Below are 10,434 nucleotides of genomic sequence, written 5' to 3'. Positions count from 1 at the left end.
GCACGTGCAGGCCGGTGGTGGCGTCGCCGACGCGCAGCTCGCGCACCGACACCGCGCGGCCGTCGACGGCGCGCCCGGCCACCGCCTGCGACAGCTCCATCGCCAGCGCCTCGGAGCCCAGCACGCCGATCACGATCTGCGCGTCACGGCCGTCGAAGGCCTGCGCCGGCCATTCGGTGAAGGCCAGGAACTTGTACAGGTAGGCCGCCTTGATCTGGYACTCGGCCGCGAAGCGCGCCTCCTGTGCGGGTGCGGGCCGGCCAGCCAGGCACAGCAGGCCCAGCACCAGCAGTTGCCGGCGTCGGCGCTGGGACAGCGTCAGTACGACCACGTCAGTTGCAGCAGCAAGCTGCGATCGATCATGCTGCGGTCGGTGGGGTTGCCGAACTCCGCATGGTCCGGCTCGAACAGGTTCTCGCCGACCAGGGCGAGCGTCAGGTCGTCGCGCGGTCGCCAGCTGTAGCGCAGGCCCCATGCGGTGTAGGCCGGCACCGCCGGGTCGGGCAATGCGCCGACGTGGCGCACCGTCAGGTCGACCTGCTGCGTCGCCGACAGGTCGACGCCCGAGCGCAGCGACCACTGTTGCCGCGGATCGTTGCCGAGCGCGCGCGGCCCGACCGGGTCGGTGCTGCCGGCCTTGATCTGCAGGTGTTCGCGCAGCAGCGTCAGGCCGGCGCTCAGGCGCCACGCCGGCATCGCCTGCCACGTGGCCCAGGCTTCGATGCCCTTCGTCGTGCCGTCGATCATGTTCTGCACCAACGCGTTGGGTGGTGGCTGGCCGCTGCGCAGCCGATCCCAGCGGCTGTGGAAGGCGGTCACCGAGACGGTCAGGCCGGGGTCGACCTGCTCGCGCCAGCCGAGTTCGAACACGTTGGCGACCTCGGAGACGAAGTCGGGGCCGCCCGCGATGATGTAGACCGGCGACGGCGGGGGCGGCAGGCGGATGTCGCGGTCGAGCCGGGCCGGCGCGCGCMCCGCGCGCGACAGTGCCGTCCACAGCAGACGTTCGGGGGTCGCCTTCCAGGCCAGGCGGGCGCTCGGCAGCTTCTCGGTGCCGGTGTAGTCGTTGCGCTCCAGCTTGGCGCCGAGCGTCAGGTTCAGCGCCGGCCCGAGCGCGATCTCGTCCTGCACGAACAGGTTCTCCCAGCTCTGCGTGCGGCTGGCCGGCACGAAGCCGAAGAAGACGCCGGCGCCGACGTCGTCGCGTGCGCGCCGGTAGCCGCCGCCCCACACCAGCTTGTGCGGTCCGTCCGGCAGCGCATGCTGGAAGTCGACGTCGGTGACGCGCACCTCGGGCCGGTACAGCAGCGGGTCGTCGCGCTTGGTGGTGTCGTGGTATGCCTGCAAGCGCACGCTGGCGCCGTCGCCCAGTTGGCGGGCCCAGCGCGCCAGCAGGTTGCCGCCCGACACGTCGACCCGGCCGAAGTTCGTGCTGCCCAGCACCTGCGGATCGGAGCGCCCGCGGTAGACGTCGCCCTGCAGCGTGAATTCGTCGCCGCCGTCGGACCAGTCGGCCCGCACCCCCGCCTGTCCGAAGTTCCAGCCGTCGAGCACCGCCGCGCCGGAGGCTTTCTCGGTCGCATCCAGCTGCGAGCGCTTGCCGTAGACGCGGAATGCGCCGTGCTCGCCGAACGACGCGCCGTAGCGCGCGGCGAGCTGCCGGCGGTCGGTGCCGACGCTGGCCTCGGCCAGCGCGCCGCGGGTGTCCGAGGCACGGCGCGTGATGACGTTGATGACGCCGTTGACCGCGTTCGATCCCCACAGCGTCGCGCCCGGCCCGCTGATGACCTCGATGCGCTCGACGTCCTGCAGCAGCACGTCCTGCTGGTCCCAGAAGACGCCGGAGAAGAACGGCGTGTAGACGGTGCGGCCGTCGACCAGCACCAGCAGCTTGTTGCCGATCGCGTTGTTGAAGCCGCGCGCGCTGATCGCGTACTGACTGGCGTTGACCTGGGCCACCTGCAGGTTCGGCGCCAGCCGCAGCGCCTGCGGCAACGATGTGGCGCCGGAACGACGGATCGCGTCGGCGGTGATCACGTAGATGGCGGCCGCGGCGTCGTTGAGCCGCTCGCCGCGCCGCGACACCGAGACGATCTGCAGGTTGCCGAGCTCCTCGAGCGACAGCTCGGTCAGCGCCGCTTCGGCCGCCCCGGCCCCGGGAATGAGCGCGCCCCCCAGCGCGCAGATCGCGACGAGTCTGAAGACCATGCCACGAGGGTAGAGGGTCTTCGCCGAACTGTCGAGCCGGCACTGCCCCGGGGGGCCGTGCCCGTTCCCGGGGCCGCCTACGCCGCCGCCAGCACCGCCGTGTCGACCGGCAGCTTGCGCAGCCGCTTGCCGGTGGCCGCGAAGATCGCGTTCGCGACCGCCGGCGCGAGCCCCGAGGTGCCGGGCTCGCCCATGCCGCCCGGCGCTTCGCTGCTGGTCACCAGGTGGATCTCGATCGCCGGCGTCTCGTTCATGCGCAGCACGCGCACGTCGTGGAAGTTCGACTGCTCGATGCGCCCGTTGGCCAGCGTCGCCTGGCCCCACAGCACGCCCGAGATGCCGAAGATCACGCCGCCCGACAGTTGCGCACGCACCGTGTCGGGGTTGACGATCACGCCGGCATCGACCGCGCACACCACGCGCTTGACGGCGACGCTGCCGTCCTTCGCCACCTCGACCTCGGCCACCGTCGCCAGGTAGCTGCCGAAGGCGAACTGCAGCGACACGCCGCGGCCCTGGCGCGCCGGCATCGGCCGGCCCCAGCCGGCCTTCTGCGCGGCCAGTTGCAGCACCGCCCGGGCGCGCGGGTTCTGGCCCAGCAGCGCACTGCGGTAGGCCACCGGGTCGGCCTTGGCGCTGGCGGCCAGCTCGTCGATGAAGCTCTCGACCACGAAGATGTTGTGCGTCGGGCCGACGCCGCGCCAGAACGCGGTCGGGATCGGCGGCTCGTGGTTGACGTAGTCGACGTGGATGTTCTTCAGCGCGTACGGCGGGTGCGCCGCGCCGTCGATGGTCTCGGGGTCGACGCCGTTGTTGTACAGCGGCGGCGCCCAGCGCTTCAGGATCGACGAGCCGGTGATGCGGTGCGTCCAGGCGACGGGCTGGCCCTGCGCATCCAGGCCGGCGCTGACGCGGTCGTGGAAGTACGGGCGATACATGTCGTGCTGCACGTCCTCCTCGCGGGTCCAGATCACCTTCACCGGGTGGTCCAGCTGCCTGGCGATCTGCACCGCGCGGCCGATGCTGTCTTCTTCCAGCCGCCGGCCGAAGCCGCCGCCCAGCAGGTGGTTGTGCACCACCACCTTGTCGAGCGGCAGGCCGCTCACCTTGGCGGCGATGGCCTGGGCGCGCGTGGCCACCTGCGTGCCGACCCACACCTCGCAGGCATCGGCGCGCACGTGCACCGTGCAGTTCAGCGGCTCCATCGCGGCGTGGATCAGGAACGGCACTTCGTAGACCGCCTCCAGCCGCGTCGCGGCACCGGCCAGCGCGGCCGCGGCGTCGCCTTCGTGGCGCGCCACGGCGCCGGGCTGCAGCGATGCGACGCGCATCGATTCGACGATGGCGGCGGTCGTCAGCTTCGCGTTCGGGCCGTCGTCCCACTCGATCGCCAGCGCGGCCAAGCCCTTCTTCGCGGCGCCCATGTGGTCGGCGACCACGGCGACGCAGTCGTCCAGCCGCACCACGCGGCGCACGCCGCGCACCTTCAGCGCCTGGGTGTCGTCGACGCGGCGCAACCGGCCGCCGACCACCGGCGATTGCGCCAGCGTCGCGATCTTCATGCCGGGCACCTTGGCGTCGATGCCGTAGATGGCGCGGCCGACCACCTTGTCCGGCGTGTCCAGCCGCCGGGCCGGCGTGCCGATCAGGCGGAACTCGGCGGCCGGCTTCAGCACCAGGTTCTTCGGCTCGGGCAGCGTGGCGGCCGTGGCCACCAGCGCGCCATAGGGCAGGCGCTTGCCGCTGGGCGCATGAACCACCTGGCCGCGCTCGGCGCGGCAGCTGGCCGGATCGACCGCCCACTGCTGCGCTGCCGACTGGACCAGCAGCGTGCGCGCCACCGCGCCGGCGCGGCGCAGCGGCTCGTAGGCGCCGCGGATGGTGGTGGAGCCGCCGGTGACCTGGAAGCCGAGCAGCGGGTTGGCGTACAGCTTGTCATCGGGCGGCGCGTGTTCGAGGCGGATCGTCGCCAGGTCCACCTCCAGCTCTTCGGCGATCAGCATCGGCACGCTGGTGTAGGTGCCCTGGCCCATCTCGATGTAGCCCATCGTGACGGTGACCTGGCCATCGGGGGCGATGCGCACGAAGGCATTGGGAGCGAAGCCTGCGCCGGCTGCCGCCTGGGCCGCGCGTGCCGGGCCGGACAGGCCGAGGCTCACCCCCACCAGCAGGCCGCCGCCTGCAGCGGCACCGATGCTGAGGAAACCGCGGCGCGACAGCGTGGCGTCGTCGATGTGCAGTGTCATGTCAGGCCGCCTTGTTCAAGGCCTGGGCCGCAGCCCGGATGCCGGCGCGGATGCGCGGGTAGGTGCCGCAGCGACAGATGTTGCCGCTCATCGCGTCGTCGATGTCGGCGTCGTTCGGCGCCTTGTTCTTCGCGAGCAGTGCCGCGGCCGACATCAGCTGGCCGGACTGGCAGTAGCCGCACTGCACGACCTCCAGGTCGAGCCATGCCTTCTGCAGCGCGCGGCCGATGCGCGTGGCGGACAGCGACTCGATGGTGGTGACGTGGGCCTTGCCGACCGACTCGACGCTGGTGATGCACGAGCGCGTGGCCACGCCATCGACGTGCACCGTGCAGGCGCCGCACAGGCCGGCGCCGCAGCCGAACTTGGTGCCGGTCATGCCGAGCACGTCGCGCAGCACCCACAGCACCGGCGTGTCGCCATCGACGTCGGCGACATGGTTGGATCCGTTGACTTTCAACACGCAGGCTCCTGGAAACGTGGCGGGGGCCACGTGCGGGGGCAAGCATGCAATGCGGCGCCGGGCGGCGCCGGTCGCGGAAGCCTCGGTTCAGGACATTCGGTCGCCGCGTGCCGGCACCGTGACGACGAAGCGACTGCCGCAGCCCAGCCCGGCGCTGCTGGCCTCGACGCTGCCGCCATGGGCTTCGGCCAGTTCGCGCACCACCGACAGGCCCAGCCCCAGGCCGACGCCATTGAACGTCACCGCATGCTGTTCCTGCACGAACGGGTCGAAGACCTCGCGCAGCGCCTGCGGCGTGATGCCGATGCCGTTGTCGTCGACGGTGAACACGATGTTCCCGTCGGAGCGCGCAACGCTCAGCGTGATCTCGCCGCCGGCCGGCGTGTACTTGGACGCGTTGCCCAGCAGGTTGCTCAGGATCTGCGTCAGGCGGACCGTGTCGCCGCGCATGCCGCCCAGTGCAGAAGGCAGGTCCAGGCGCAGCGTCTGCGTGCGCTGGGCCATCGCATGGCGACAGCTGTCGAGCGAGTCCTCGACGACGTTGGCGATGTCGACGTCGCCCATCTCCAGCCGCAGCTTGCCGGTGTTGACGCGCGACACGTCGAGCAGGTCGCCGATGACGCGCGACATGCGGTCGGTCTGCCGCTCGATGATCTCGAGCAGGCGTGCCACTTTGTCGGCGGTGACGCGCGGCAGCAGCGTGGCGGTGGTGCACAGCGTCATCAGCGGGTTGCGCAGCTCGTGGGCCACGACGGCCAGCAGCTGGGTCTGGCGCTGGTGCATCAGCTGGGCCAGGCGCTGCTCTTCCTGCGCCGCCCGGGTGGCGCGCAACAACTGTTCGTTGGCCTTGCGCAGCCGCGCGAGCGTTGCGCGGGCGCGCCGGCCCGTCGGGGGTGCCGTGGTGTCCGCGTGCTGGCCGAACAGCGGTGTGCGCGCGGCGGCACGCCGTTGCGCGGCCGCCGAGCTGTCGCCCGGCATGGGCAGCACCTGGGCGCGCGACACGATGGTCTTCTTGTGCGCCGGCGCGACGGGCGCGTCGAACGGGTGGATGGTGGCAGACATGGCAGCGTCCTTCCGAAGCGGAGCGCGTGTGTGGCGAGGCTGGAAGTCCGGGGCCCACGGCGCAGAGAACTGCGGCATCGTGGTGCGTCGGCATCCTTGTAGGGTTGGGGTGGCGCTCCGTCGGCTAGTCTGCGCGGCGGTCCTACCGAGGTCTGTGCGCTGACGAACAGTCGCGGCCGATCGTTTCGTGCGGCAATGTGGTGTTGCGAACAGACGCCTGCCCGGCGCCTGCCTACGGTCACGCCCATGACCAAGACACATCGCCTGAAGTCGGCCCTGCAAGGGCCCGCCGCCGACACGGCCGATGCCGGCAAGTCGGCCGCGCAGCGCGAGCGCGAGCTGTTGATGGACACCTTCGGCATCCGGCATGAGGGGGCCGGTTACACGTTCGATGGCCATCACTACGAACAATTGCCGGATGCGGTCAGCCATGCCCGCCTGATCCACCTCAAGCCGCACGAGAATCCGTGACGCGCGGCGGGACTTGTCTGTCCGCTATCGAACACATCGAGGCCGGATAACCGCCTATAGTGGTCTCACTCGGCGGCATGGCGCGGTAGGCGCTCCAAGCCGGCTCCGACAACATGACGGAGCTTCGCGACATGGCCCTTTCCTCTGATCCGAAGCAGAACCACCTGCTCGCCGCGTTGCCGGACGCTGAATGGCAGCGCTGGCAGCCGCAGCTCGAGTGGGTCGAGCTGCCGCTCGGGCAAGTGCTGTACGAGCCCGGGCGCACGCTCAGCCACGTCTATTTCCCCACCTCCGCCATCATCTCCTTGCTGTACGTGATGGAGAACGGCTCGTCGGCCGAGATCGCCGTGGTGGGCAACGACGGCATCGTCGGCATCTCGCTGTTCATGGGCGGCGAGTCGACGCCCAGCCGCGCGGTGGTGCAAAGCGCGGGCGAAGGCTTCCGGCTGAAGGCGTCGACGATCAAGGACGAGTTCAACCGCGCGCCGGTGCTGCACCTGCTGCTGCGCTACACGCAGGCGCTGATCACGCAGATGTCGCAGACGGCGGTGTGCAACCGCCACCACTCGCTCGACCAGCAGCTGTGCCGCTGGCTGCTGCTGAGCCTGGACCGGCTGTCCGGCAGCGAACTTGCGATGACGCAGGAGCTGATCGCCAACATGCTGGGCGTGCGCCGCGAAGGCGTCACCGAGGCGGCGTTGAAGCTGCAGAAGGCCGGGCTGATCCGCTACGCACGCGGGCGCATCACCGTGCTCGACCGGCCCGGACTGGAGCACCGCACCTGCGAGTGCTATGCGGTGGTGAAGAAGGAATACGACCGGCTGCTGCCGGATCACCCGGTCCACTGAGCGTGCTGTGTACGCTGGCAGACGGTGGCGCGCCTGCGCAGGCCGCAGACTGCTTGCGCCATGACAAACACGAACAATCTGATCGAGCTTCTTCCCCGCGCGGACCGCCAGCGCCTGCGGGCTGCGGGCGATGCCGTCGACATGACGCTTGCCGAGGTGCTGAGCGAGGCCGGCCGGCCGACGCGGCACGTCTACTTCCCGATGGAGGGTTTCGTGTCGCTGATCTCGCGGGTGGACGCCCATCCCGGCCTGGAGGTCGGCATGGTGGGGCGCGAGGGCATGCTGGGCGTGCACGTCGCGTTGGGCGTGGCGATCGCGCCACTGCATGCGGTGGTGCAGGGGCCGGGCACCGCCTGGCGCATCGCTGCCGCGCCGTTTCGCCGGGAGCTGGCGCGCAGCGCGCCGCTGCAGCGCAGCCTGGCCCGCTACGTCAACGTGCTGATGGCACAGCTGGCGGGCTCGGCCGCCTGCCTGCGCTTCCACCTGATCGGCCCGCGCCTGGCGCGCTGGCTGCTGATGAGCCAGGACCGTGCGCAGGCCGATCACTTCCACATGACGCACGAATTCCTGGCCTACATGCTGGGGGTGCGGCGCGTCGGCGTGACGGCCGCGGCCGGCGTGCTGCAGACCAGCGGGCTGATCGAATACCACCGCGGCGAACTGCGCGTGGTGGACCGGCCCGGCCTCGAAGCGGCGGCCTGCAGCTGCTACCTGGCCGACCGCCGCATCTACGGCCTGTCGATCGGCCGGACACCGAGCCCGGCGATCGACCTGTCCTGATCACCGCTTGCGCTGGCGATCCGGCGTCGCTGGCGCGATCGCCGGCAGCGCGAGCACCGGCGTACCCGCCTTGACGGCCGGCGCGTGCTCCTGCTTGGGCTTCTTCACTTCCTTGTTGCCGTGCTTGCGTGACTTGGACATGCTGGTCTCCTGGTTCAGCGCGGCTTGGACACGCCGTTTTCATCCGACAGGATGATCTCGACGCGGCGGTTCATCTGCCGGCCCGCGGCGCTGGTGTTGCTGGCGATGGGGTAGGCCTCGCCGTAGCCGCGCGTGCGCAGCCGGTCGGCGGTGACGCCCTGGTCGATCAAGGCCATGCGCAGGGTTTCGGCGCGGCGCGTCGACAGGTCGAAGTTGCCGCTCTCGGTGCCCTGGCTGTCGGTGAAGCCTTCGATCATCGCGGTGCGCTTCGGGTGGTTCTTCATGAACTCGACCAGCTTGCCCATGTCGCGCACGCCGCCGGCCCGCAGCTCGGCGCGGTTGGAGTCGAACAGCACGTCGCCCAGCGTGATCACGTCGCCGCGATCGGTCTGCTTCGAGCCCAGCGCCTTCAGCTGCATCTCCAGCTCGGCGGCGCGGGCCTTGTCCTGCTGTGCGCCGGCGTTGGCCACGGCCAGCTCGGCGCCCTTGGCCTGGGTCGCCAGGCGGGCGGCGGCCACCTCGCGTGCGGCCTTGTCGCCGACGCCACCGGCCTTGGCATCGGCGGCGGCCTTGTCCCAGGTCTTGGCGCTGGTGGCTTCGCGCGCGATCGCCACGCGCTGCTGGGCCAGGTAGGCGAAGTGGTCGACGCTGCGCAGCGTGTCGCCGCGCGTGCGGGCCGCATCGGCGGCACCGAGCGCTTCGCGGGCCTGCGTCATCTCGGGGCCGGCGAACTCGACGGCCTTCGGGTCGCCTTGCAGCAGTTCATAGCTGGCATGGGCCCGGTCCAGCGCGGCATTGGGTTGCGGCACGGTGCCGCAGCCCACCAGCGCGGCGGCCAGCGCGGTGACGGTGAAGATCGAATGCGTGTTCATGGGGTACCTCCGGTGGACGCGGCCTTGCGGGCTTCGTCGGCTGCCTTGCTGGACTTGGCGGTCTGCATCTTGCGCACCGCGAGCTGTGCGTCGAGCTGGCTTTCCTCGGCCAGCAGCTTCGCGAGCACGTAGTCCTTGGCGGCCACGGCCTTCTGCGCGGCGGCCAGCTTGTCGGTGGCCAGGCGCGTCTCGGTGGGCGCGTAGGCCGGCGCACCGTCGACGGCGGCGCTGTCCACGGCGGCCTTGGCGCTGGCCACCTGTTCGGTCGGCGGCGGCGTGGAGGCGCAGCCGGCGGCGATGAGCAGCGTCGACGCGGCCAGGCAAGTCAAATGCATGAGTCTCATGAGGGACTCCTTTTCGGTGGGATGGGAAGAGGGGAGGACGGTGGGGTGGTCTGCGGCTGCACCCCTTGACGCATACGTAGCTCGGCGTGCGGTGTCACTCTGGCGCCGCCGATGTCCCGACCATGGCAGGCCGCGGCGCGGGCGTCTGTCTGCCAGCGCACGCAGCGCCGGCAGGGCGTCACCAGCCCCCGTGCAGGCTGGCGGCTACCGGCCGGGCCAGGCCGGCGGCCCAGCGCGCATAGACCTGCCGCGCCACCCGGTGCAGCGACGGCAGGTTGTCGCGCAGCCGCGCGAGGATCTGCTGGCGGCTTTGCACCGCCGGGCCCGCGGCCTGCGCGAGCTCGTCGTCGGCCTGCGCGCACCATTCGCGCACGATCTCTTCAGTGACCTCGAAGTGGCATTGAAAGGCCAGGTGACGGCCGATCGCGAAGCCCTTGTTCAGGCAGTGCTCGCCGAACAGCGTGCGCTGCGCGCCGGGCGGGATGCTGAAGGTCTCGTAGTGCCAGTTGAAGGCGACGACATCGGCGCAATCGAACAGGTGGCGCGCATGCGGCGTCACGTGCAGCCGGCTCCAGCCGATGTTGGTCCACGCATTGCGCGACACGCGCGCACCGAGTGCACGCGCCATCAATTGCGCGCCGAAGCAATGGCCGAGCACCGGGATGTCGTGGGCCATCGCGTCGCGCACCAGTGCCATCTCGGTGTCGATCCAGGGCAGGGCGTCGTTCGCGCTGCACTGGCTGCCCAGCAGCACCACGCCACTGAAGTCGCGCGCCGTGCGCGGCACGAAGCCGCCGTCCTGCGGGTGCAGCGTCACGCTGGGAATGCCTTCGCGGCTGAGGAATTCGAGAAGGACGCCGGGACGCTGGGTGGCGTCGTGCTGCAACAGGGCAACTGGCTTCATGGGGCGGCACGCGGTGGGGCGTGCATCTGTGGAGGTGCTGTCAATCTATTCCGCGGCGTGCAAAGATGGCGTCAAGATTCCTGCCGCACGAGGAG

At 70.8% G+C, this 10,434-nt stretch carries 12 protein-coding genes; 3 read left to right on the top strand and 9 right to left on the bottom strand.

Annotated elements, in window-relative coordinates; translation table 11 throughout:
* The 5 genes from AC1DYN_RS09870 to AC1DYN_RS09850 form a co-directional block, all read right to left on the bottom strand.
* On the bottom strand, positions 1-331 hold a 331-nt coding region (locus tag AC1DYN_RS09870), incomplete at its 3' end, for a YfiR family protein (protein WP_477958955.1).
* On the bottom strand, positions 319-2,208 hold the full coding sequence (locus AC1DYN_RS09865) for a TOL_0244 family TonB-dependent receptor (protein WP_477958954.1): 1,890 nt from the start codon (positions 2,206-2,208) through the stop codon (positions 319-321). The genes AC1DYN_RS09870 and AC1DYN_RS09865, both read right to left, overlap by 13 nt.
* Before the next feature lie 77 nt (positions 2,209-2,285).
* Positions 2,286-4,454 carry a xanthine dehydrogenase family protein molybdopterin-binding subunit gene (locus AC1DYN_RS09860; protein WP_477958953.1) on the bottom strand — a complete coding sequence of 723 codons (2,169 nt, stop codon included), beginning with the start codon at positions 4,452-4,454 and terminating at the stop codon, positions 2,286-2,288.
* Between the two features lies 1 nt (position 4,455).
* Positions 4,456-4,914 (bottom strand): (2Fe-2S)-binding protein, encoded by a 459-nt coding sequence (locus AC1DYN_RS09855; protein WP_477958952.1) that lies wholly within the window; start codon positions 4,912-4,914, stop codon positions 4,456-4,458.
* A gap of 90 nt (positions 4,915-5,004) precedes the next feature.
* Entirely contained in the window at positions 5,005-5,979 is a 975-nt protein-coding gene (locus tag AC1DYN_RS09850) for a sensor histidine kinase (protein ID WP_477958951.1), read from the bottom strand.
* Positions 5,980-6,225: 246 nt separating this feature from the next.
* Between AC1DYN_RS09850 and AC1DYN_RS09845 the strand changes: the two genes are divergently transcribed.
* The 3 genes from AC1DYN_RS09845 (at position 6,226) to AC1DYN_RS09835 (ending at position 8,078) form a co-directional block, all read left to right on the top strand.
* Positions 6,226-6,450, top strand: coding sequence for a hypothetical protein (locus tag AC1DYN_RS09845; RefSeq protein ID WP_477958950.1), 225 nt, complete (start codon positions 6,226-6,228; stop codon positions 6,448-6,450).
* Between the two features lie 131 nt (positions 6,451-6,581).
* Entirely contained in the window at positions 6,582-7,298 is a 717-nt protein-coding gene (locus AC1DYN_RS09840) for a Crp/Fnr family transcriptional regulator (protein WP_477958949.1), read from the top strand.
* 60 nt (positions 7,299-7,358) lie between these two features.
* Entirely contained in the window at positions 7,359-8,078 is a 720-nt protein-coding gene (locus AC1DYN_RS09835) for a Crp/Fnr family transcriptional regulator (protein WP_477958948.1), read from the top strand.
* On the opposite strand, the gene AC1DYN_RS09830 is transcribed toward AC1DYN_RS09835, so the two are convergent.
* From AC1DYN_RS09830 to AC1DYN_RS09815, 4 genes are all read right to left on the bottom strand, one after another.
* Entirely contained in the window at positions 8,079-8,219 is a 141-nt protein-coding gene (locus AC1DYN_RS09830; protein WP_477958947.1) for a hypothetical protein, read from the bottom strand.
* A 14-nt stretch (positions 8,220-8,233) separates the two neighbouring features.
* Positions 8,234-9,091, bottom strand: coding sequence for an OmpA family protein (locus AC1DYN_RS09825; RefSeq protein WP_477958946.1), 858 nt, complete (start codon positions 9,089-9,091; stop codon positions 8,234-8,236).
* A complete protein-coding gene (locus AC1DYN_RS09820; protein WP_477958945.1) occupies positions 9,088-9,435 on the bottom strand; it encodes a DUF4398 domain-containing protein in 348 nt (115 codons plus the stop codon). Before AC1DYN_RS09820 ends, AC1DYN_RS09825 begins: the two co-directional genes overlap by 4 nt.
* Before the next feature lie 178 nt (positions 9,436-9,613).
* Complete coding sequence (locus tag AC1DYN_RS09815; protein ID WP_477958944.1) at positions 9,614-10,339, bottom strand: type 1 glutamine amidotransferase; 726 nt, start codon at positions 10,337-10,339, stop codon at positions 9,614-9,616.
* Positions 10,340-10,434: the final 95 nt, after the last annotated feature.

It is taken from the genome of Rhizobacter sp. P2_D12 (genome assembly GCF_056404395.1).
The sequence above is the reverse complement of the archived record's forward strand: the minus strand, read 5'-3'. Positions and strand labels throughout refer to the sequence as shown.

What these genes read in the sequence shown, in the direction of transcription:
- AC1DYN_RS09860 (WP_477958953.1), bottom strand. Translation starts at nt 4,454, where the DNA reads ATGACACTGCACATCGACGACGCCACGCTGTCGCGCCGCGGTTTCCTC.
- AC1DYN_RS09850 (WP_477958951.1), bottom strand. Translation starts at nt 5,979, where the DNA reads ATGTCTGCCACCATCCACCCGTTCGACGCGCCCGTCGCGCCGGCGCAC.
- AC1DYN_RS09845 (WP_477958950.1), top strand. Translation starts at nt 6,226, where the DNA reads ATGACCAAGACACATCGCCTGAAGTCGGCCCTGCAAGGGCCCGCCGCC.
- AC1DYN_RS09840 (WP_477958949.1), top strand. Translation starts at nt 6,582, where the DNA reads ATGGCCCTTTCCTCTGATCCGAAGCAGAACCACCTGCTCGCCGCGTTG.
- AC1DYN_RS09835 (WP_477958948.1), top strand. Translation starts at nt 7,359, where the DNA reads ATGACAAACACGAACAATCTGATCGAGCTTCTTCCCCGCGCGGACCGC.
- AC1DYN_RS09830 (WP_477958947.1), bottom strand. Translation starts at nt 8,219, where the DNA reads ATGTCCAAGTCACGCAAGCACGGCAACAAGGAAGTGAAGAAGCCCAAG.
- AC1DYN_RS09825 (WP_477958946.1), bottom strand. Translation starts at nt 9,091, where the DNA reads ATGAACACGCATTCGATCTTCACCGTCACCGCGCTGGCCGCCGCGCTG.
- AC1DYN_RS09820 (WP_477958945.1), bottom strand. Translation starts at nt 9,435, where the DNA reads ATGAGACTCATGCATTTGACTTGCCTGGCCGCGTCGACGCTGCTCATC.
- AC1DYN_RS09815 (WP_477958944.1), bottom strand. Translation starts at nt 10,339, where the DNA reads ATGAAGCCAGTTGCCCTGTTGCAGCACGACGCCACCCAGCGTCCCGGC.